The sequence below is a fragment of the Pseudomonas sp. D3-10 genome (assembly GCF_051132175.1).
GTDB lineage: Bacteria > Pseudomonadota > Gammaproteobacteria > Pseudomonadales > Pseudomonadaceae > Aquipseudomonas.
The window spans coordinates 1,266,743-1,286,063 of sequence record NZ_CP071668.1 but is presented as its reverse complement, the minus strand read 5'-3'; the positions used below and the strand labels follow the sequence as shown (position 1 = coordinate 1,286,063).

Here is a 19,321-nt window from a genome sequence, read left to right as displayed (position 1 = left end):
TCATCGAAACGGCGAATCAAATGGCAAAACGCCGCGACAGGGGTTACCTGTCGCGGCGCGGGTCGTTCAGCGTTGAAACGGGATTATTGAATCTGCCCGTGGCAATGCTTGTATTTCTTGCCCGAGCCGCAATAGCACAGCTCGTTACGGCCTAGCTTCTGCTCGTTGCGCACCGGCGCGGTGGCCAGTGCAACATCCACGTCGACACCTTCTTCCATCGCCTGGGCCACTTCCAGCCCTGGCGCTTCGGCGTGTTCGAACTGCATGCGGGCAGCCAAGGCTTCGGCTTCCTGGCGCAGGCGAGCTTCTTCTTCAACCGGGTCTTCGCGGCGAACCTGAACGTGGGACAGCACACGAATCGAGTCGCGCTTGATGGAATCCAGCAGCTCGGAGAACAGCGTGAAGGACTCGCGCTTGTATTCCTGCTTCGGGTTCTTCTGGGCGTAGCCGCGCAAGTGAATACCGTGGCGCAGGTGATCCATGGTCGACAAGTGGTCTTTCCACAGGTCGTCCAGCACGCGCAGCACGATCTGCTTCTCGAAGGAACGCAGCGCCTCGGCGCCGGCCTGGTCTTCTTTTTCGTTGTACGCGGCGATCAGTTCGGCCAGCAGCTTCTCGCGCAGGGTTTCCTCGTACAAGTGGTCGTCTTCGTCGAGCCACTGCTGGATCGGCAACGACACGCCAAAATCGCTGCGCAGGGAGGCTTCCAACCCAGCGACGTCCCACTGTTCCGGCAACGATTGCGGCGGGATGTGGGCGCTGATGGTCGCGTCGAGTACTTCACGACGGAAATCGGCGATGGTTTCGCCAATGTCGTCGGCGGCCAACAAGCTGTTGCGCATGTGATAGATCACTTTACGCTGCTCGTTGTTGACGTCGTCGAACTCCAGCAATTGCTTGCGGATATCGAAGTTGCGGCCTTCGACCTTGCGCTGGGCCTTTTCGATGGCGTTGGTCACCATGCGGTGCTCGATCGCCTCGCCTGGCTGCATGCCCAGGGCCTTCATGAAGTTCTTCACCCGGTCAGAGGCGAAGATGCGCATCAGGCTGTCTTCCAACGACAGGTAGAAGCGGCTGGAGCCTGCGTCACCCTGGCGACCGGCACGGCCACGCAGCTGGTTGTCGATACGGCGGGATTCGTGACGCTCGGAAGCGATCACCTGCAAGCCGCCGGATTCGAGCACTTGCTGGTGACGCTTCTGCCAGTCGGCCTTGATCTGCGCGATCTGCTCGGGGGTCGGGTTTTCCAGGGAAGCGACTTCCACTTCCCAGTTGCCGCCCAGCAGGATGTCGGTACCACGGCCGGCCATGTTAGTGGCGATGGTCAACGCACCCGGGCGACCGGCCTGGGCGATGATCTCGGCTTCTTTCTCGTGGAACTTGGCGTTCAGGACCTTGTGCTCGATGCCTTCCTTGGTGAGCAGGTTGGACATGTGCTCGGAGGTCTCGATGGTGGCGGTGCCCACCAGGATAGGACGGCCCTGGGCCATGCCTTCCTTGATGTCATTGATGATCGCCGCGTATTTCTCTTCGGCGGTCAGGAACACCAGGTCGTTGTAGTCTTTGCGCGCCAGCGGCTTGTTCGGCGGAATCACCACCACTTGCAGGCCGTAGATCTGGTGGAATTCGAACGCTTCGGTGTCAGCGGTACCGGTCATGCCGGACAGCTTGTTGTACAGGCGGAAGTAGTTCTGGAAGGTGGTGGAGGCCAGGGTCTGGCTCTCGGCCTGGATGTTCAGACCTTCCTTGGCCTCGATGGCCTGGTGCAGACCTTCGGACAGGCGACGGCCCGGCATGGTGCGGCCGGTGTGCTCGTCCACCAGCACGACCTGGCCGTCCTGCACGATGTATTCGACATTGCGGTGGAAAAGCTTGTGGGCACGCAAGCCGGCATAGACGTGGGTCAGCAGGCCCAGGTTATGGGCCGAGTACAGGCTTTCGCCTTCTGCCAGCAGGCCGACGCGGGTCAGCATCTCTTCGATGAACTGGTGGCCGGATTCGTTGAGCTCGACCTGGCGGGTCTTCTCGTCGACGGTGTAGTGACCGGCCTGAGTGACTTCGCCTTCGACTTCTTCCACGTGCAGCTTGAGCTGCGGGATCAACTTGTTGATCTCGATGTACAGCTTGGAGCTGTCCTCGGCCTGACCGGAAATGATCAGCGGGGTACGGGCTTCGTCGATGAGGATGGAGTCGACTTCGTCGATGACGGCAAAGTTGAGTTCACGCTGGAATTTTTCTTCCATGCTGAACGCCATATTGTCGCGCAGGTAATCGAAGCCGAATTCGTTGTTGGTGCCGTAGGTGATGTCCGAGGCGTAGGCGGCGCGTTTCTCTTCCGGCGGCTGGAACGGCGTGACGACGCCGACGGTCAGGCCGAGGAACTCGTAGAGCGGGCGCATCCAGTTGGCGTCGCGGCGGGCCAGGTAATCGTTGACCGTGACCACGTGTACGCCCTTGCCGGACAATGCATTGAGATACACCGCCAGGGTCGCCACGAGGGTCTTGCCCTCACCGGTACGCATTTCGGCGATCTTGCCTTCGTGCAAGGTCATGCCGCCGATCAACTGGACGTCGAAGTGACGCATGCCCATGACCCGCTTGCCGGCTTCGCGGCAGACCGCAAAGGCTTCGGGCAGGATCTGGTCAAGGGTCTCACCCTTGGCGATGCGGTCCTTGAATTCGGCGGTCTTGGCGCGTAACTGATCGTCCGAAAGGGCCACCATTTGCTCTTCGAAGGCATTGACGATCTGTACCGTCTTGAGCATGCGCTTGACTTCACGCTCATTCTTGCTTCCAAAAAGTTTCTTTAACAAAGGCGCAAACATATCGGCAGGATCTTCCACACTAAAGGGATGGAGGGCGGCCCCGTGAGTCGCCCGTGCAGCCCTCATGGCCGCATGCGAACGAGCATTCTACCCGGAAACGATGGTGAGGAAAGTGGCGTTATTCCACGATGCTGGCACAGCGCTGTGACGGGGCCTCCCTAAAATAAGGGCTTTTGCGCGAACTTCAACCCACAAAGCGCATAAGTTACTTATTGATTGTGTGGGATAAAAGCCGCTGGGCGACAGGGCGGCGGGGCGACCGGTGCTTCTGCTACCATGGCGCCTCTGTCATTTTGCGGTATTCAACCATGGCCTTCCGCCCTCTTCCAGCCAAGGCGCCCGCCGTTCTGCTGCGCGAAGCCAAGCCGCTGAAAGCCATTTTCGGCCACGCCAGGCGCCTCGGTCATCTGCAACGGCTGGTGGACAGCCAGTTGCAGCCCGCCGCGCGTGAGCATTGCCACGTAGCGTCCTGGCGCGAAGGCAGCTTGTTGCTGATCGTCACTGACGGCCATTGGGCCACGCGCCTGCGCTACCAACAGAAGCGCCTGCTGCGTCAATTGCAGGCATTCGATGAATTCGCCAACCTGACGCGGATCCTGTTCAAGGTCCAGCCGCCGACCGTACAGGCCGGCGCCAAGGGACATACCCTGGACCTGTCCACCGACGCGGCCGCGACCATCCAGGCCACCGCCGAGGGCATCAGCGACCCTAACCTGAAGGCGGCGCTGGAGCGGTTGGCGGCACATGCGCGGCCCAAGGATTGAGATTTCTGGCGCCTGTTAGATAGCTATCGCGAGCAAGCTCGCTCCCACAGGGGATCTAGGCGAACACAAATTTTGTATCTGGCAGAAACCTACTGTGGGAGCGAGCCTGCTCGCGATGGGCGCGACTCGTTCTTCGATCTACCGCCGCTTACTGCCACCCAACAACGACCCCATCAACCCCCGCACCAACTGCCGGCCCAGTTGATTGGCCGCTTGGCGCATCGCTGATTTCAAGGCCTGGCCCGCCGCGGTGCCAAGGAACTCCCCGGCCTTTTCGGTAAAGCTTGGCTCTTCAGCGGTGGGCTTGCCCGGTGTCGCTTCGGCTTGTGGTTCCAGCCCCTTGCGGCCCATCAGCACTTCATAGGCCGACTCGCGATCAATAGGCTTGTCGTAACGTCCCTGCAACGGTGAACTGGCAATCAACCCGGCCCGCTCGGCCTCGCTCAGCGGCCCGATACGCGACTGCGGCGGCGCCACCAGCACGCGCTGGACGATTTCCGGCGTGCCTTTTTCTTGCAGGGTGCCGACCAGGGCTTCACCGATGCCCAGTTCGGTGAGTACCGCCAAGGCATCGAATTGCGGGTTCGGTCGGAAACCCTCCGCCACCGCCCGCAAGGACTTCTGTTCCTTGGCGGTAAAAGCCCTCAGGCCGTGCTGGATGCGCAATCCCAACTGTGCCAGCACATCGTCCGGCAGATCCCCCGGCGACTGGGTCACGAAATACACCCCGACGCCCTTGGAGCGGATCAGTCGCACCACTTGTTCCAGGCGATCCTGCAGCGCCTTGGGCGTGCCGGCAAACAACAGGTGCGCCTCGTCGAAGAACAGCGCGAGCAAGGGTTTGTCCGCGTCGCCGCGCTCGGGCAGTTGCTCGAACAGCTCGGCCAGCAGCCACAGCAGGAATGTCGCGTAGACCTTCGGCGCTTCATGGACCAGGCGGCTGGCGTCCAGCAGATGAATACGGCCGCGACCATCGCTGGCCGGTTGCAGAATGTCCTCCAACTGCAACGCCGGCTCACCGAACAAGGCGTCGGCCCCTTGCTGTTCCAGCGTGGACAAGCGTCGCATCAGCGCCTGGCTGGAACCCGTGGTCATCAGGGCGGCATCGTCCCCTAGCAATTCGGGGTTGTCCTTGAGGTGGTTGAGCAGCGCCTTCAAGTCCTTGAGGTCCAGCAGCAACAGGCCTTCCCGATCAGCGACCTTGAACGCCGCGTACAACGCCGATTGCTGGCTGTCCGTCAGTTCCAAAAGGCTGCCGAGCAACAACGGGCCCATTTCACTCAAGGTAGTGCGCAGCGGATGACCCGATTGGCCGTGAATGTCCCACAGCGTCACCGGATAAGCCTGGGGCTTGTGGCCAAGCCAAGGCATGCCGGCGATACGCTCGGCGATCTTGCCCTGGGGAGCGCCGGCAGCACCGAGGCCGCACAAGTCGCCCTTGATGTCTGCCGCGAAGACGGCCACGCCGGCATCGCTGAACATCTCGGCCAGGCGCTGCAGAGTAACGGTCTTGCCCGTGCCGGTGGCACCCGCCACCAGTCCATGGCGGTTCGCCAGGCGCATGGCCTGGGCGACAGGTTGGCCGGCAAGGTCGGCCCCGATGATCAGTTGCGATGAGTCAGGCATTTCGTCACCCGTGGTGTTTGCGATATGACGCCATTTTGCGCGCTTATATAAAAGCATGCCTGGGCATTAGGGCGTTGGCAGCAGGAATAATAGCTGCGAATCAGGGCGGGCCCTATCGCGAGCAAGCTCGCACAGGGTTGTGGTACGCACAGGTCCCATGTGGCAGCGAGCTTGCTCGCGATGAGGCCCTGTCAAACCCAGCAATACTCCACTGACAACCCGCCCTCACAACCCCAACCGAACATCTATTCTTACTAAAGGTCAACACAGGAGAACACAGACCGGAGGGACGTTCATCGTGCATATAGCGGACATAACCATGTTCTACGCCCCCGCCAGCGGTGGCGTGCGCACTTATCTGGATGCCAAGCACCGGCGCCTGGGCAATCGGCCCGGTATCCGCCATAGCCTCTTGATTCCTGGCGCTCACCTGAGTGAGCAAGACGGAATCTATAAAGTTCCAGCCCCTCCGCTCCCCTTTGGCAAGGGTTATCGCTTCCCGCTTCGCCTGGCGCCCTGGCGTAATGTCCTGCGCGACTTGCAGCCTGATCTCATTGAAGTAGGCGATCCCTATCTCACCGCCTGGGCGGCCCTCGATGCCCGGCGCCAGCTCGATGTGCCTGTCATCGGTTTTTATCATTCAGACTTGCCGCTGCTGGTCAGCAACCGCATGGGAAGCTGGTTCACGCCCAACATCGAGGCCTACGTCAGCAAGTTGTACGGCAACTTCGACCGAGTCCTGGCCCCCAGCCAGGTCATGGCCGACAAACTGACCGGGCTGGGCGTCAAGAACGTCTATGTACAGCCCTTGGGCGTAGACCTCCAGACCTTCAACCCCGCCGCCCGCGACCCCGAATTGCGGGCGGAGCTGGGCATCGCCGAAGACGCGCGATTGCTGATCTTCGCCGGTCGCGGCTCCAAGGAAAAAAACCTGCCGGTGCTGCTCAAGTGCATGAAACGCCTGGGCGAGCGCTACCACTTGTTGTTGGTCGGTTCTTCGATGCCCGCCCTGGTGCCGGACAATGTCACCGTCATCGACGAATTCTGCCCGGCGCCCCAGGTCGCCCGGCTGATGGCCAGCGCCGACGCGTTGCTACATGCTGGCGACCAGGAAACCTTTGGCCTGGTGATCCTCGAAGCGATGGCCAGCGGCATCCCGGTGGTAGCGGTCGCCGCAGGCGCGTTCAGCGAAATCGTCCAGGAGGACTGCGGTCTGCTGTGCACACCTGACAATCCGCAGGCCATGGCTAATGCCGTTCGACAGCTGTTCGCCGAAGGTTGCGAGCAACGTGGCGCCAGGGCTCGGCGACACGTAGAGCGTCATTACGCCTGGGACACGGTGGTCAATAGCCTGTTGGGCCATTACTACAGTGTGCTCGGCGCAGAGATGCCGCTGCTGGCCAATGGTTGAGGCGACGTCGATGGCAATGAATCCCACCCCCAGCCTGCTGTTGGTGCTCCATGACGTCGCGCCCCAGACCTGGCCCGACTACCAGCCCTTCGTTGAAGCCGTCGACGCCCTTGGCCAGGTGCCGATGACCTGGCTGGTGGTGCCGGATTTCCATCATGCCAATGCGCTGGACGATCACCCCGGCTTCAGGCGCTTGCTGGACGGCCGGGTCGAGCGCGGCAATGAATTGGTCTTGCACGGTTACTACCATTGCGACGACGGCCCGCCCGCCCTTCATCCCAAGGACTTTTTCATGCGGCGGGTCTACACCCACGAAGGCGAGTTCTATGGATTGTCCGAAGAGGCCGCCCTCGCTCGCCTACGAGCCGGTATCGAAATCTTCCAGCGGTACCAATGGCCGCTCCAAGGTTTCGTCGCGCCCGCCTGGCTGATGAGCGAAGGCACCCGGCAAGCCTTGCGCCAGCTGCCTCTGAGCTACACCAGCGATACCCAACACCTTTACCGTTTGCCCGAGTTCACCCAGATCGATGCGCCGGGCCTGGTCTGGAGCGCGCGCAGCGCCTGGCGCCGGGGCCTGTCGAAAATCATCAGCGACCAGCGCGAACAGCGCTGGCGCCAGGCACCTGTGATTCGCCTGGGGCTGCACCCGGTGGACATGCGCCACGGTTTTTCCCGGGATTATTGGCTACGCACCCTGCAGCGCCTGCTTGAGGACGGACGTGTGCCGATGACCAAGGCCGGCTGGCTGGCAACCCAGAGCCTGCGGGTCAGTAACGCCGCATGAAGCGATTGATCTGGCTGGTCGCCGCCCTGCTCATCGCGCTTGTGGTGCCGATGCTGGTGGGCGGTGGGGAAATGTGGTCGCGGGTGCAGCGCTTTCCGTTGTCGCTGCTGTTGGTCATGCTCGGCATGATTGTGCTGTGCTGGGCGCTGAACTCGATGCGCCTGCGTTTGCTGCTGGGCGAGCACCGTGGGCGCATCGGCGCGGTCAAAAGCATGGGCGTGGTGATGTCCACCGAGTTCGCCATGTGCGCGACGCCCGGCGGCAGCGGCGGCCCCTTGACGCTGATGGCCCTGCTGGCGCGCAACGGCGTGCGCCCGGCCCATGGCAGCGCCGTATTCGCGATGGATCAGTTGAGCGATCTGCTGTTTTTCCTGTGTGCCTTGCTGGGCATCCTGTTCTACGCGCTGTTCCAGAACCTCAGCCAGCGCATGGAATGGATGCTGGCGTTGAGCGCGATTTCGATGTTCGGCGGCCTGGCCTGCTGCGCCCTGGTCGCGCGCTACCATCGCCGGCTGATTCTGCTGGGTGCCCGAGTGCTGCGCCACCTACGGGTGAAAACCAGCACTCGCCGGCGTTGGGGACGCAAGATCCTCAATTTCCTGGCGGCGTTCACCGATACGTTGAAGTTGCCCCGAATGACACTTTTCCAAGTGTTCGGCCTGACCTGCCTGCACTGGGCGCTGCGCTACAGCGTGCTTTATCTGGCATTAAAAGGGCTGGGGGCGGATTTGCAATGGGCGTGGAGTTTCCTGATCCAGATGCTCTCTCTGAGCGCGGGGCAGTTCAGCCTGCTGCCGGGCGGCGCCGGAGCGGCGGAGTTGACCTCGGCGGCGCTACTGGCGCCCATGGTAGGAAAATCCACCGCGGCGGCGGCGATTCTGATCTGGCGAGCGGTGACCTATTACTTCTATCTGCTGGCCGGAGGGCCAGTGTTTTTCCTGATGGTCGGGCGACCATTGATCAAGAAGCTGATCAGGCTCAGGCAGGCCTGACCCATTATTGATTGGGTTCGGACTCGCCCTGAGGCTTGTCGTTCAGCTCGTCCCAGAGCTTCGCGGCGTCGGGAAACTCAGTGCCGTCCTCGGGGCTCAAAGCGTCGGGATCGTAGCGGCTCAGGCAGCCCTCGCCCACGGTTGGCGGAGCTTTGGCGGTGGCTTTGTCCAAGGGATCGGTCATGGTCCACGCCCTCTCAAGGCTAATCGTGGCGAGGGAGCTTGCTCCCTCACCGGGTTCTGCGTTGGATCAGAATACGACGGTCTTGTTGCCGTGTACCAACACGCGGTCTTCCAGGTGATAACGCAAGCCGCGCGCCAGCACCATCTTCTCCACGTCGCGACCGAATCGCACCATGTCTTCAATGCTGTCGCTGTGGCTGACACGCACCACGTCCTGCTCGATGATCGGGCCGGCGTCCAGCTCTTCGGTCACGTAGTGGCACGTTGCGCCGATCAGTTTCACGCCGCGCATCGATGCCTGGTGGTACGGCTTCGCGCCGACGAAAGACGGCAGGAAGCTGTGGTGGATATTGATGACCTTGTGCGCGTATTCGCTGCACAGCGATGGCGGCAGGATTTGCATGTAGCGGGCCAGCACCACCACTTCAGCGTCATGCTGCTTGACCAGCCGCGAGACTTCAGCGAACGCCGGCTGCTTGTCCTGCGGATTGACGGGGACGTGGTAATAAGGAATGCCGTGCCACTCCACCATGCTGCGCAAGTCGTCATGGTTGGAAATGACGCACGCGATGTCGCAATCCAGCTCATCGCTGTGCCAGCGGTGCAGCAAGTCAGCCAGGCAATGAGACTCGCGGCTGGCCATCAGCACCACGCGCTTTTTCTGCGCGGTATCGGTGATACGCCAATCCATCGAGAACTCTTCAGCAATCGGGGCGAATGCCTCGCGAAAGGCTTCGAGGCCAAAGGGCAGCGAGTCGGCGCGGATCTCGTGGCGCATGAAGAACCAGCCACTTTGGTTGTCCGAGTGATGGCTCGCTTCAGTGATCCAGCCATTATGGGACGCCAGAAAGTTACTGACTTTAGCAACGATACCGACGCGGTCCGGGCAAGCGATCACCAGCCGAAAAGTGCGCATGAGGGGAACTCCAGAACTTCGCAAAAAGGCGGCCATTCTAGCCATTGCGTAGCAAAACTGCAGTATCGATCGCACACCCTGCCCGCCCGGGACCACCGAGGCTGCGCGCGACGTGGCCTGTGGCTGCGCCGCAATTGTGTGAACGGATATGAAGACAGCATCGAGTATTTATTTGCGATGCCCATTTCCATGGCACCCGCACTATTTAACTAAATAAACACGGCTTAAATGTTTACTTGATGAAACTGTCTGATTACTATTGCTTCACTGTCTCCTTGTCACCAGCGTCCTACATAAGGTAGTCCCCATGTCTCTGATCACCGAATACAACGCCACAAAACAAGCTATTGAAGAATTGCAACAACGTCTGGCCGACCTCTCCAAAGACGACAAACTGCAAAAAGAATTGGAATTCGAAGGCAAACTGCGCACGCTGATGGGCGAATACTCCAAGTCCCTGCGCGATATCATTGCCCTGCTGGATCCAGAAGCCAAGTCGGGTAAAGCACCCCGCGGCGCGGTAAAAACGACCGGCACCAAACGTGCTCGTAAAGTTAAGCAATACAAAAACCCGCACAATGGCGAAGTCATCGAAACAAAAGGTGGCAACCACAAGACGTTGAAAGAGTGGAAAGCCAAGTGGGGCGGTGACGTGGTAGAAGGCTGGGCAACCCTGCTGGGCTAAGCCTCGCCAGCGGCGCCGCGCGTTAAGAGGTGGAGCCTGCAAGCAGAAACGCCAGCGATTTGCTGGCGTTTTTTTATGCCTGGTTTTTTACCCTGGCTTTCAATAGCTACGTGGCAGTTTAGAGGCTAAAACGTTTGCGCAATTGTTGGCTGTAGCCCTGCCATTGCATCAGCACATCGCGCTGCAACGGCGAAGATAGGTCCATCCATTCTGTCATCGCCTCATCAAAATTGCTCAGCGTATTCGGCGCGCCCCATTCAGGCAAAGACAGGCGTTGCTGGCAAAAAAGTGTCCAACGCTGTTGTTCCGCTGGATCCAAGGTCTCCGGAAAGTTGCGCGCACGATATCGAAACAATAATTCCGGCAGGCGTTCATCATCGAATGGCCACTGCTGTTGGGCCAAATCAGACGGATCCGCCATGCGAACTTGTTCACATAAACGGCGATCACGATCACCGAGAAACCCTGCATATAATTGCTGCTCGGGATCTTCGCTGGCAGTGAAGTCTTCTTGCCCGTAAATAGCCTGGAGTTTGTCTTGCCAGACGTGTTGTGCGTCACTTAGCCGCAGCGCCCGCTGATGCACGCCCTCCATGTCCAGCTGCAGCCGTAGTTGGTCCTCGGCGCGCAAGACAGCCAGCGGCGCAACCACCGGGCATTTGTTGATGTGGATGAGTTTAAGGGGGACCGGCAGCTCACCGTCGAGCAAGTCTTCGCGGCGGGTATACAACCGCTGGCGCAAAAGCTGCGCGTCATGGTCAAGCAAGCCCTGGGGGTCCAGGTGTAAGTCACAGACGATCAAGGCGTTGCGGTTCTTCGGGTGCCAGGCCAGCGGCAGCACCACGCCAATGTAGTTTCGCGCCGCCGAGAAGCGCCCGGATATATGCACCATCGGCTGCAACAGGCGGATCTGGTCCATCACCTTCTGCTTGCCGCGCAACTGGAACAACCAGTCGTAGAGCCGGGGTTGTTTTTCGCGGATCAACCGGGCCAGGGCGATGGTCGCGCGCACGTCCGACAGCGCGTCATGGGCCTGGCCATGGTCGATGCCGTTGGCGGCCGTCAGGCGTTCGAGCTTGAGGGTGACGCGGCCATCCTCCTGCGGCCAGACGATGCCCTCGGGGCGCAGCGCATAGGCGGCGCGCACCAGGTCGATGAGGTCCCAGCGGCTATTGCCGCCCTGCCATTCCCGAGCGTATGGATCGAAGAAATTGCGATACAGGCTGTAGCGAGTCATTTCGTCGTCGAAGCGCAAGGTGTTGTAGCCGGCACCACAGGTCCCAGGCGCAGCCAATTGCGCATGGACGCGTGTCATGAAGTCGGCTTCGCTCAAGCCCTTTTCCGCCAGGCACGCGGGCGTAATGCCGGTGATGGCGCAGGCCGCCGGGTGGGGCAGGATGTCATCGCTGGGCCGGCAATACAGGTTCACCGGCTCGGCGATTTCGTTGAGATCGAAATCGGTACGTATTCCCGCCACCTGCAAGGGGCGGTCGCACCGTGGGTTGATGCCGGTGGTTTCGTAGTCGTACCAGAAGATGGAAGTCACGGGGTGTTCCTGGGCTGAGGACTGGCGAAGTCTAGGCGTTCGTACCCTGCGCCCGCCAGCCTTCGCGCCTTTAATCCTGTTGCAGGCCATGAAATGACATACACGGCCATATCGTGCGCCCGCCCGAAGACTGATAGGCTCTGTACGAAATGTATCCGCACTCGCCCATACTGCGTTGAAACGGGGCTCGGAATGCTTATGTACTCCAGTACATTCCACTTCCTCGCCCCGTTTCGCCTTGTCTGGCCTTCGCGCGAACACATTCATACAGACCCTAGCATCTGCGCCGAGATCGAACGTTCGAACGGCCATCACAGGTTGCCCATGCTCGAGACACCAGCACTGCAAAGGAACGCGCCGCTGCCGCCGCCACTGGACACGCGTTACCAGGTCGAAACGCCCGAAGGCATCGACCTGCCACTGCGCCCGGCGGGGCTGATGCCTCGTGCGCTGGCCTTCGCCATCGACCTGGTGATACGCGGGCTGGTGCTCGGCCTGTTCTTTGTCGTCCTGGCGTTCTTCGGCGAACTGGGGATCGGCCTGGGCTCGATCCTGCTGTTCATCGTCAGCTGGTGGTACATGGTGTTGTTCGAGGTGCTGAACCAGGGCCGCTCCCCCGGCAAGCAGATCATGGGGTTGCGCGTGGTGCAGGATGATGGTCGGCCGATCGGCTGGTCTGCCTCGTTGATCCGCAACCTGCTGCGCTTCGTCGACATGCTGCCGTTCGGCTACACCTTTGGAGCGCTCTGCTGCCTGCAACACCCGACCTTCAAGCGCTTGGGCGACCTGGCCGCTGGCACGCTGGTGGTTTATCGCGAGCAACCGGTCAAGCGTCCCGAATTGCCAATGGCCCGGCCGCTACGCCCGCCCTTTGCCCTGGCCCTGGTGGAACAACGCGCCGTGCTGGGTTTTGCCGAGCGCCAGGCACAATTGTCTGACGCCAGGGTCACCGAACTGGCGGCAATCCTGGCCGCGCCATTGAAGGTGCACCCCACCGGGGCCGTGGCTGAACTCAATGGCATCGCCCGCGGCCTGTTGGGGCCGACATGAAGCAAAGCCTGTTCGAAAGCCGCCACCAAGGGGAATGGGAACACCTGTCCCGCCTGCTCGACCAACTGGAGCGCCGCCGCAACGTCCCCCAGAGCAGCGACTTTCCCCACGCCTATCGACAGCTCTGCCAACACCTGGCGCTGGCCCAGGCCCGGGGCTACAGCAGCTTGCTGGTGGACACCTTGCAGCAACTGGCGCTGCGCGGACACCAGCAACTCTACCGGGACCGCAGCCGCCCCTCGACCGGCCTGTCGACTTTTATCCTGGCCGGCTTCCCCCGCCTGGTGCGCGAACAATGGCGATTCGTCCTGGCGGCGGGCCTGATGTTCATCGGCAGCCTCGTCGGCGTCAGCTTGCTGGTGTACCTGTTCCCCGAGCTGGTCTACAGCCTGCTGAGCGTCGAGGAAGTCAGCCAGATCCGCGGCATGTACGACCCGGCGGCGGGGCACCTGGGGCGCTCGATCGAGCGGGCCGCCAGCGAGGATTGGGTGATGTTCGGCTACTACATCATGCACAACATCGGGATTGCCTTTCAGACATTCGCCAGTGGTTTGCTGTTCGGCCTGGGCAGCGCGTTCTTCCTGTTCTTCAATGGCCTGACCATCGGCGCGGTGGCCGGGCACCTGACCCAGATCGGCTCGGGCGGGACGTTCTGGTCGTTCGTCATTGGCCATGGCGCTTTCGAGTTGACTGCCATCACCCTGGCCGGTGCCGCGGGCCTGCAACTGGGCTGGGCGCTGATTGCGCCGGGACGCCTCACGCGGGGCGAAGCCTTGCGACTGGCCGCCGGCAAAAGCGTGCTTATCATCGCCGGGGTGATCCTCTTCCTGCTCATTGCAGCGTTCGTCGAGGCCTATTGGTCCTCCAGCGCCGCGACACCCTCCACCAAATACACCATCGGCGCGCTACTGTGGCTGCTGGTGATCGGTTACCTGCTGTTCGCCGGGCGAGGCCAGCATGCGCCTGAGTGACGTCACGGTAGCGATCCGCCCACGCACCACCTGGGAAGCCATGGACCTCGGCGTACTGATGACCCAGCAGCACCGGCGGTTGCTGATGGCCAGCTGGGCCATCGTCACACTGCCGGTGTATGCGCTACTGACCTTGTTGCTGTGGGACTCGCCCTCCTTGGTGGTGTTTATATTCTGGTGGCTGAAACCGGCCTTCGAACGCCTGCCCCTGTACATCTTGTCCAAGGCGCTGTTTGGCGAGACGCCGACCTTGAAACAGGCCTTGCGCCAATGGCCGACGCTGCTCAAGCCACAATTGCTGGCCAGCCTGACCTGGCGCCGGCTGAGCCTGAGCCGCAGCTTCCTGATGCCCGTCGTGCAACTCGAAGGGCTCGCCGGCGAGGCACGAGAGCAGCGCTTGCGCGTGCTGCTGCAACGCAACGGCGGCGCCGCGCAATGGTTGACCATCCTCGGCGTGCACCTGGAGACCGTCTTGTGGTTCGGCCTGATGGCCCTGTTCTATCTATTCGTGCCGCAACAAGTCGAACTGGAATGGGACTGGCAAACCCTGATCGCCGTCGCCGAACACGATTGGCTGTGGCTCGAACACCTGCTCAATGTCCTCTATCCGCTGCTGCTGATTGTCTGGGAGCCGATCTACGTCGCCTGCGGCTTCAGCCTCTACCTGAATCGACGCACCCTGCTGGAAGCCTGGGACATCGAGCTGGTGTTCCGCCGCCTGCGCCAACGCCTGGGCACCGTAGCGCCTGCCCTGGCGCTGCTCGCCCTGACCCTCCTGCCGCTGGCGCCACCCGCATGGGCCGATGACAACAGCAACGCACCCCAGAGCCCTCGCCTGCTCAACCAACCCGTCACCAGCCAAGCCTCTCGCGAGCGCATCAAGGCGATCCTCGACGCACCCCCTTTCAAGAATCCGGAAACCGTGACGCGCTATCGATTCGGCAAAGAAGCCACCGAATCGGCCGAAACCGATGAAGCCCCCGGCTGGCTGAAATCGATGTTCAACTGGAGCGCCAAACGCTTCGAAACGATCGCTGCGCTGATCCAGGCGCTGCTCTGGGCCACGCTGGTGGGCGCGATCGTCTGGCTGGCCTGGCACTATCGTGAACGGCTCAAGGCGCTCGCCAACTACCGGCCAACGAAACGCCTGCCGGCGGAGCGCCCCGCGCCGGCACGCATGTTTGGCCTGGATATCCGCGAAGAGAGCTTGCCGAACGATGTCGCGGCCAGCGCCGAGCAGTTGTGGTCCGACGCGCCACGCGAGGCGTTGGGCCTGTTGTACCGAGCGCTGCTCAGCCGTTTGCACCATGAGTTCAACATGCCCCTCAAGCCGGCCGACACCGAAGGCCAGGTGTTGCAACGGGTTGAACAGCTCCAGCACGAACCGCTGATGGCCTTCAGCAGGCACCTGACCCTGCATTGGCAGAACATTGCCTATGGACACCGCCCTCCGCCCGCCCATCTGCAACAGCAGTTGTGCAATGGCTGGCGCGAATTGTTCGGCCCCGGAGCGTCCCGATGAGCCAGCGCACGGGGTGGGTGATCGGCGCAGTCGGTGCCGCGTTGACCTGTGCGTTGGCGGTGTACCTGTACCTCAAGGCCGTGCCCTATCAGGAAACCATCGAGCACGGCCCCTCCCCCGAAGCCCAGGCCAACCCGTACCTGGCCGCCGAACGATTCTTGCGCCAGCAAGGCATCAATGTTGAACACGCCAACAGCCTGGACATGCTGCCCACGCTCGAACCGCACCAACGCAGCCTGTTGCTGTTGGGCGAACGCAGCAACATGACGCCACGGGAAGTCGACCAGTTGATGAACTGGACCCGCGCCGGCGGGCGCCTGCTGTTCGTCGCCGAGGCCTTGTGGGACGACAGCACGAACAGCAGCGGCGACCTGCTGCTGGACCGCGTGCGCCTGCGCCAACTTTTGAGCAAGGACCTCAAGGCACCGGAGCCGGAGCTGATCAAGGATCCCTACCCCGAATTGACCAAACTGTACCTGGAAGACGAAGAGGCGCCGGCCTACATCGGCTTCGACACCGACTTTCACCTCGAAGACCCGCTGAACCTCGCCCAGGCCTGGGCCAACAGCGCGGCGGCGACTCACCTGATGCAACTGAGTCACGGTCTGGGCACGATCACCGTGCTGACCGACGCCGAGCTGTGGAAGAACGACCAGATCGACCAGTACGACAACGCCTGGCTGCTCTGGTACCTGAGCGCCGATAACGACGTCACGCTGCTGTTCAATACCGACCACGACAACCTGCTGACCCTGCTGCTGCGCTACTTCCCTCAGGCCATCGTGGCGCTGCTGGCCTTGATCACCCTTTGGCTGTGGCGGTCGGCGGTGCGCCATGGCCCGCTGCAACAACCGGCGCCCAAGGCGCGACGCCAACTGCAAGAACACCTGCAAGCCAGCGCCGCCTTCCAGTTGCGCCACAACGGCCAGCAACACCTGCTGCACAGCCTGCAACAGGACGTGCTGCGCCGGGCGCGCCAGCTTCATCCGGGTTTCGAACAACTGGTGGTCGCCGAACAATGGCAAGTGCTAGCTCGTCTGACGCGCCAACCCACGCGAACCATCAGCCAGGCCCTCAGCCCTCGGCCGAAACAACGCCTGTCCAGCGCCGACTTCTGCCGTCAGGTCGGCCTTTTGCAAACCCTCAGGAATGCCTTATAAACCGTTAGGAGAACGCCAGAATTGACGACTGAACAGAACGAGCCCTCAGACAACCAGGCCCACGCCGCCCAGCAACGCCAGCGCGCCAGTCAACTGGCCCAGGCGATCCGCACCGAGCTGCACAAGGCCGTGGTCGGCCAGGCAGCCGTGATCGATGATGTGCTCACGGCGCTGATCGCCGGCGGTCATGTCCTGCTCGAAGGCGTTCCCGGGCTGGGCAAGACGTTGCTGGTGCGCGCCCTGGCCCGCTGTTTTGGCGGGGAGTTCGCGCGTATCCAGTTCACCCCGGACTTGATGCCCAGCGACGTCACCGGCCATGCGGTGTACGACCTGCAGAGCGAGCAGTTCAAGTTGCGCAAGGGGCCGGTGTTCACCCACCTGCTGCTCGCCGACGAGATCAACCGCGCGCCGGCCAAGACCCAGGCGGCGTTGCTCGAAGCCATGCAGGAGCGCCAGGTCACCCTCGAAGGCCGCGCGCTGCCGATCGCCCAGCCATTCATGGTGCTCGCGACCCAGAACCCGATCGAACAGGAAGGCACCTACCCGTTGCCGGAGGCCGAGCTCGACCGTTTCATGCTCAAGGTGCGCATGGACTACCCCGACGCCGATCAGGAATTGAACATGGTGCGCCAGGTCAGCCGCTCGGCCCGCGCCGACATGCTCGACGTTCAGCCGTTGCGCACGGTGTTGCAAGCCAAGGACGTGCAAGCGCTGCAACGCATCGCCAGCGAGCTGCCGATGGACGACCAGGTGCTCGACTACGCCGTGCGCCTGGCCCGCGCCACCCGCACTTGGCCGGGCCTGACCCTGGGGGCCGGGCCTCGGGCTTCGATTGCCCTGGTGCGTTGCGCCCGCGCGCGCGCGATGTTGCGCGGCGGCGAATTCGTGGTGCCGGACGACATCAAGGGCTGCGCCCTGGCCGTGCTGCGCCACCGCGTACGGCTGGCGCCGGAGCTGGACATCGAAGGGCTTTCGGTGGACCAGGTGCTGGGGCAGTTGCTCGATCAAGTCTCGGCCCCACGGTTGTGAATTTTTCTCGGACCGAAGTGCTCTGCGTGGCGAGGGAGCTTGCTCCCGCTGGAGGCGCAGCCTCCCCTTGCGGTGTGTCAGTCAAATCCAGGGGGCCGCTTCGCAGCCCAGCGGGAGCAAGCTCCCTCGCCACGGGAAAGTCGCGACCATGAAACCCTCCCGCCTTTTGCTCGCCTGGCTCGCGATCCTGCTGACCGTCGGCATTGTGCTGGGTGCATTGCGCGCGCTGGGCATCGCGGTGCCCTCGACTTTGCTGTCGATCCACTGGGGCTTGCTGTTGGCGCTGCTGGCCCTGTCGATACTCGACGCGGTGCGCGTCCGCCGCCTGCCCTCGCCCGGAGTCCAACGCCATTTGCCCGGCAGCCTGGCCCTGGGCCGATGGAGCGAAGTGCGCCTGGGCATCCGCCACGACCTGCCCCAGCCATTGGAAATCGAGATTTTCGATCACGTGCCCAATAGCCTGGACTTCGAACAACTGCCTGTTTCAGCACAACTACAACCCGGCCAGCTCACCCAGCTCGGCTACCGCGTCCGCCCGCTCAAGCGCGGGCACTTCACCTTCGAACATTGCGAAATCAACCTGCCCAGCCCAATGGGCCTGTGGAGCGACAAACGCCTGATCGACGCGCTCGACAGCACCCGCGTCTACCCGGACTTCGCCCGTCTGTACGACGGCGAACTGCTGGCGGTGGACAACTGGCTCAGCCAGCTCGGCATCCGCCAGCGGCAACGCCGCGGCCAAGGCCAGGAATTTCATCAATTGCGCGAATTCCGCGAAGGCGACAGCCTGCGCCAGATCGACTGGAAAGCCACCGCCCGCCACCGCACGCCCATCGCCCGGGAATACGAAGACGAACGCGATCAGCAAATCATCTTCATGCTCGACTGCGGCCGGCGCATGCGCAGCCAGGACGGCGAGCTGTCGCATTTCGACCACGCCCTCAACGCCTGCCTGCTGCTCAGCTACACCGCCCTGCGCCAGGGCGATGCGGTGGGCCTGAGCACTTTTGCCAGCGAACAGCCGCGCTACCTCGCCCCGGTCAAGGGCACCGATCAACTCAACGTGTTGCTCAACAGCGTCTACGACCTGGACAGCAGCCAACACCCCGCCGACTACCAGGCCGCCGTCACCCAACTGCTCGCCCGGCAGAAACGCCGGGCTCTGGTAGTGCTGGTGACCAACCTGCGGGACGAGGACGACGAAGAACTGCTGGCCGCCGTCAAACGCCTGGGCCAACGCCATCGCGTGCTGGTGGCAAGCCTGCGCGAAGAAGCCCTCGACCGCCTGCGCCAAGCGCCGGTGCACACCGTGTCTGACGCGCTGGCTTATTGCGGGACGGTGGAATATTTGAGTGCGCGGGCGACGTTGCATGAACGGTTGAGTGCCCATGGGATGGCGGTGTTGCAAGCTCGGCCCGGGGAGTTGGGGGCCGAGCTGGTGACGTTGTATCTGGGGTGGAAGAAGGGTGGGAATTTATAGGCAACAGACGGTTCAGTCGCCATAAAAAACAAAGCACTGTCCCGGTAGCAGTTGCCCAAAGCCAATGGAAGTGATCGAACATAACGTCAGATCTTACTCAAGACACTGCCAGAAATTGGGGGAGACGGGGAAATCTCTCTGAATAAGGGCATCAAGAATTGCAACGCAAACGAATAGTCTCGCACCGTGTTGGTTGAAACAGTCCACCTCAACGGACTGCTCCCCCGCTCCATTACCAAAAGTTCTCCCAACGGCGGATCAAACACCAGGTTCTCGGACTCACTCCCCCGCACGTATTTAAGACAGACCTGGGCATCCGGAGCACCCGCTAAAAAACTGTCGCCGTATTCCAGCTCTATCGTGATCTCGACGGGAGC

Annotated in this window: 16 protein-coding genes; 11 read left to right on the top strand and 5 right to left on the bottom strand. The window is 62.1% G+C overall.

Annotated elements, in window-relative coordinates; all coding sequences use genetic code 11:
* Nucleotides 1–83: 83 nt before the first annotated feature.
* The gene (gene secA / locus J3P90_RS05560) at nucleotides 84–2,825 is read right to left on the bottom strand and encodes a preprotein translocase subunit SecA (protein ID WP_420765269.1); all 2,742 of its coding nucleotides are present in this window, start codon (nucleotides 2,823–2,825) and stop codon (nucleotides 84–86) included.
* 308 nt (nucleotides 2,826–3,133) lie between these two features.
* Between secA and J3P90_RS05555 the strand changes: the two genes are divergently transcribed.
* Nucleotides 3,134–3,589 (top strand): DUF721 domain-containing protein, encoded by a 456-nt coding sequence (locus tag J3P90_RS05555; protein ID WP_420765270.1) that lies wholly within the window; start codon nucleotides 3,134–3,136, stop codon nucleotides 3,587–3,589.
* Between the two features lie 138 nt (nucleotides 3,590–3,727).
* Here J3P90_RS05555 and J3P90_RS05550 read toward each other — a convergent pair whose 3' ends face one another.
* Entirely contained in the window at nucleotides 3,728–5,215 is a 1,488-nt protein-coding gene (locus J3P90_RS05550) for a helicase HerA-like domain-containing protein (protein ID WP_420765271.1), read from the bottom strand.
* Between the two features lie 319 nt (nucleotides 5,216–5,534).
* Between J3P90_RS05550 and J3P90_RS05545 the strand changes: the two genes are divergently transcribed.
* Genes J3P90_RS05545 through J3P90_RS05535 form a run of 3 tightly spaced genes read left to right on the top strand, consistent with a single transcriptional unit; the run spans nucleotide 5,535 to nucleotide 8,402 of the window.
* On the top strand, nucleotides 5,535–6,626 hold the full coding sequence (locus tag J3P90_RS05545; RefSeq protein ID WP_420765272.1) for a glycosyltransferase family 4 protein: 1,092 nt from the start codon (nucleotides 5,535–5,537) through the stop codon (nucleotides 6,624–6,626).
* Nucleotides 6,627–6,636: 10 nt separating this feature from the next.
* On the top strand, nucleotides 6,637–7,410 hold the full coding sequence (locus J3P90_RS05540; protein WP_434675948.1) for a DUF2334 domain-containing protein: 774 nt from the start codon (nucleotides 6,637–6,639) through the stop codon (nucleotides 7,408–7,410).
* Nucleotides 7,407–8,402, top strand: a complete 996-nt coding sequence (locus J3P90_RS05535; protein ID WP_420765274.1) for a lysylphosphatidylglycerol synthase transmembrane domain-containing protein — start codon at nucleotides 7,407–7,409, stop codon at nucleotides 8,400–8,402. The genes J3P90_RS05540 and J3P90_RS05535 overlap by 4 nt, the downstream gene beginning before the upstream one ends.
* A gap of 4 nt (nucleotides 8,403–8,406) precedes the next feature.
* Here J3P90_RS05535 and J3P90_RS05530 read toward each other — a convergent pair whose 3' ends face one another.
* Nucleotides 8,407–8,586 carry a hypothetical protein gene (locus tag J3P90_RS05530; protein WP_434675947.1) on the bottom strand — a complete coding sequence of 60 codons (180 nt, stop codon included), beginning with the start codon at nucleotides 8,584–8,586 and terminating at the stop codon, nucleotides 8,407–8,409.
* Nucleotides 8,587–8,652: 66 nt separating this feature from the next.
* Nucleotides 8,653–9,501 carry a formyltetrahydrofolate deformylase gene (gene purU, locus J3P90_RS05525; protein WP_420765276.1) on the bottom strand — a complete coding sequence of 283 codons (849 nt, stop codon included), beginning with the start codon at nucleotides 9,499–9,501 and terminating at the stop codon, nucleotides 8,653–8,655.
* A 307-nt stretch (nucleotides 9,502–9,808) separates the two neighbouring features.
* Here purU and mvaT point away from each other — a divergent pair, with 307 nt between their 5' ends.
* Nucleotides 9,809–10,186 carry a histone-like nucleoid-structuring protein MvaT gene (mvaT, locus tag J3P90_RS05520; RefSeq protein WP_420765277.1) on the top strand — a complete coding sequence of 126 codons (378 nt, stop codon included), beginning with the start codon at nucleotides 9,809–9,811 and terminating at the stop codon, nucleotides 10,184–10,186.
* Between the two features lie 118 nt (nucleotides 10,187–10,304).
* On the opposite strand, the gene sbcB is transcribed toward mvaT, so the two are convergent.
* Nucleotides 10,305–11,732: an exodeoxyribonuclease I gene (gene sbcB, locus J3P90_RS05515; RefSeq protein ID WP_434675946.1), complete on the bottom strand. Its 1,428-nt coding sequence runs from the start codon at nucleotides 11,730–11,732 to the stop codon at nucleotides 10,305–10,307.
* A 324-nt stretch (nucleotides 11,733–12,056) separates the two neighbouring features.
* On the opposite strand from sbcB, the gene J3P90_RS05510 reads away from it, so the two are divergent.
* From J3P90_RS05510 to J3P90_RS05485, 6 genes are all read left to right on the top strand, one after another.
* Nucleotides 12,057–12,782 (top strand): RDD family protein, encoded by a 726-nt coding sequence (locus J3P90_RS05510; RefSeq protein ID WP_420765279.1) that lies wholly within the window; start codon nucleotides 12,057–12,059, stop codon nucleotides 12,780–12,782.
* Nucleotides 12,779–13,753: a stage II sporulation protein M gene (locus J3P90_RS05505; RefSeq protein ID WP_434675945.1), complete on the top strand. Its 975-nt coding sequence runs from the start codon at nucleotides 12,779–12,781 to the stop codon at nucleotides 13,751–13,753. Before J3P90_RS05510 ends, J3P90_RS05505 begins: the two co-directional genes overlap by 4 nt.
* A complete protein-coding gene (locus tag J3P90_RS05500; protein ID WP_434560347.1) occupies nucleotides 13,740–15,275 on the top strand; it encodes a DUF4129 domain-containing protein in 1,536 nt (511 codons plus the stop codon). Before J3P90_RS05505 ends, J3P90_RS05500 begins: the two co-directional genes overlap by 14 nt.
* Entirely contained in the window at nucleotides 15,272–16,435 is a 1,164-nt protein-coding gene (locus J3P90_RS05495; RefSeq protein ID WP_434675944.1) for a DUF4350 domain-containing protein, read from the top strand. The genes J3P90_RS05500 and J3P90_RS05495 overlap by 4 nt, the downstream gene beginning before the upstream one ends.
* Nucleotides 16,436–16,456: 21 nt before the next feature.
* Nucleotides 16,457–17,464, top strand: a complete 1,008-nt coding sequence (locus J3P90_RS05490; protein ID WP_434675943.1) for an AAA family ATPase — start codon at nucleotides 16,457–16,459, stop codon at nucleotides 17,462–17,464.
* 148 nt (nucleotides 17,465–17,612) lie between these two features.
* Nucleotides 17,613–18,944, top strand: a complete 1,332-nt coding sequence (locus J3P90_RS05485; RefSeq protein ID WP_434675942.1) for a DUF58 domain-containing protein — start codon at nucleotides 17,613–17,615, stop codon at nucleotides 18,942–18,944.
* The last annotated feature ends 377 nt before the right edge of the window (nucleotides 18,945–19,321 follow it).

Coding starts and splice junctions, on each gene's coding strand:
- secA (WP_420765269.1), bottom strand. CDS start 2,825: ATGTTTGCGCCTTTGTTAAAGAAACTTTTTGGAAGCAAGAATGAGCGT.
- J3P90_RS05555 (WP_420765270.1), top strand. CDS start 3,134: ATGGCCTTCCGCCCTCTTCCAGCCAAGGCGCCCGCCGTTCTGCTGCGC.
- J3P90_RS05550 (WP_420765271.1), bottom strand. CDS start 5,215: ATGCCTGACTCATCGCAACTGATCATCGGGGCCGACCTTGCCGGCCAA.
- J3P90_RS05545 (WP_420765272.1), top strand. CDS start 5,535: ATGTTCTACGCCCCCGCCAGCGGTGGCGTGCGCACTTATCTGGATGCC.
- J3P90_RS05540 (WP_434675948.1), top strand. CDS start 6,637: ATGGCAATGAATCCCACCCCCAGCCTGCTGTTGGTGCTCCATGACGTC.
- J3P90_RS05535 (WP_420765274.1), top strand. CDS start 7,407: ATGAAGCGATTGATCTGGCTGGTCGCCGCCCTGCTCATCGCGCTTGTG.
- J3P90_RS05530 (WP_434675947.1), bottom strand. CDS start 8,586: ATGACCGATCCCTTGGACAAAGCCACCGCCAAAGCTCCGCCAACCGTG.
- purU (WP_420765276.1), bottom strand. CDS start 9,501: ATGCGCACTTTTCGGCTGGTGATCGCTTGCCCGGACCGCGTCGGTATC.
- mvaT (WP_420765277.1), top strand. CDS start 9,809: ATGTCTCTGATCACCGAATACAACGCCACAAAACAAGCTATTGAAGAA.
- J3P90_RS05510 (WP_420765279.1), top strand. CDS start 12,057: ATGCTCGAGACACCAGCACTGCAAAGGAACGCGCCGCTGCCGCCGCCA.
- J3P90_RS05505 (WP_434675945.1), top strand. CDS start 12,779: ATGAAGCAAAGCCTGTTCGAAAGCCGCCACCAAGGGGAATGGGAACAC.
- J3P90_RS05500 (WP_434560347.1), top strand. CDS start 13,740: ATGCGCCTGAGTGACGTCACGGTAGCGATCCGCCCACGCACCACCTGG.
- J3P90_RS05495 (WP_434675944.1), top strand. CDS start 15,272: ATGAGCCAGCGCACGGGGTGGGTGATCGGCGCAGTCGGTGCCGCGTTG.
- J3P90_RS05485 (WP_434675942.1), top strand. CDS start 17,613: ATGAAACCCTCCCGCCTTTTGCTCGCCTGGCTCGCGATCCTGCTGACC.